Here is a 317-nt window from a genome sequence, read left to right on the forward strand (position 1 = left end):
GCGCCATATTGTTGTGGACACGCAAGGTCTGCCACACGCGGTGGCAGTCACGACAGCGGAGGTAACGGATCGCAAAGGGGCGCTACAGGCGCTACGGCAATGTGAGTCCAGATTGATTGGGGTTCAGAGCCTGCTGGCGGATAGTGGCTATGTTGGCAAACCGTTTGCTCAAGGCGTGAGCGAGATTTTGGGTGCGGACGTGACGGTGCAGATTGCCAAACGGAGCGAACTGCATACCTTCAAGGTGATGCCCAAACGCTGGGTTGTTGAGCGCAGCTTCGCTTGGTTGGAAAAGAGCAGAAGGCTGTGGAAGAACT

The 317-nt window shown here is 56.5% G+C and carries 1 protein-coding gene; it reads left to right on the plus strand.

Annotated features, from left to right (window positions below; translation table 11 throughout):
• Positions 1-317: transposase (locus HA052_RS27235; RefSeq protein ID WP_166454454.1), on the plus strand; the 317-nt coding region annotated here is incomplete at both ends.

Origin of the sequence: Chromobacterium fluminis, from assembly GCF_011602385.1 — a bacterium.
Taxonomy (GTDB): Bacteria; Pseudomonadota; Gammaproteobacteria; order Burkholderiales; family Chromobacteriaceae; genus Chromobacterium; species Chromobacterium fluminis.